A 635-nucleotide genomic window follows, 5' to 3' on the forward strand; every position below is an offset into this window, starting at 1 on the left:
TTTGTGATTCATGACTGGGGTGAAGTCGTAACAAGGTAACCGTAGGGGAACCTGCGGTTGGATCACCTCCTTACCTGAAGATACTTTCCCGCGAAGTGCTCACACAGATTGTCTGATAGAAAAGTAACGAGCAGAAAAAACCTCTACAGGCTTGTAGCTCAGGTGGTTAGAGCGCACCCCTGATAAGGGTGAGGTCGGTGGTTCAAGTCCACTCAGGCCTACCAAATTCGCACTCATGCGGCGTTATGTACTCGGTCGTTTACCAAAGTAAACTTCCCTCCTACATGCCTTGCCTGAGCACGAATTTACGTTTTCATGTTAAATGAAAAAGTAACTCCTGGTGAGTGGTAGTAGAAGGTCTCTGCAGTAACTGTATGGGGCTATAGCTCAGCTGGGAGAGCGCCTGCCTTGCACGCAGGAGGTCAGCGGTTCGATCCCGCTTAGCTCCACCATTACAGTGACTCAACAATACTTCAGAACGTACCGGTAACGGTAGGTTGCGAAGTATTTGCTCTTTAACAATCCGGAACAAGCTGAAAATTGAAACGACACGTCGTATTCATTCTCCGTAATAAGAATGAAGCTATCGATGTGTTCGAGTCTCTCAAATGCTTGCAGCTTGCATGCGTTGTAAA

2 tRNA genes and 1 rRNA gene are annotated in these 635 nt (G+C 47.4%); all 3 read left to right on the forward strand.

Going from position 1 to position 635, the window contains the following annotated elements:
- Positions 1-73: ribosomal RNA gene (locus tag F3J40_RS24590) — 16S ribosomal RNA — on the forward strand; the annotation flags it as partial.
- Between the two features lie 74 nt (positions 74-147).
- A tRNA-Ile gene (locus F3J40_RS24595) sits at positions 148-224 on the forward strand.
- Positions 225-376: 152 nt separating this feature from the next.
- Positions 377-452: transfer RNA gene (locus tag F3J40_RS24600), tRNA-Ala, on the forward strand.
- Positions 453-635: the final 183 nt, after the last annotated feature.

Source organism: Candidatus Pantoea multigeneris, from assembly GCF_011752615.1.
GTDB lineage: Bacteria > Pseudomonadota > Gammaproteobacteria > Enterobacterales > Enterobacteriaceae > Pantoea > Pantoea multigeneris.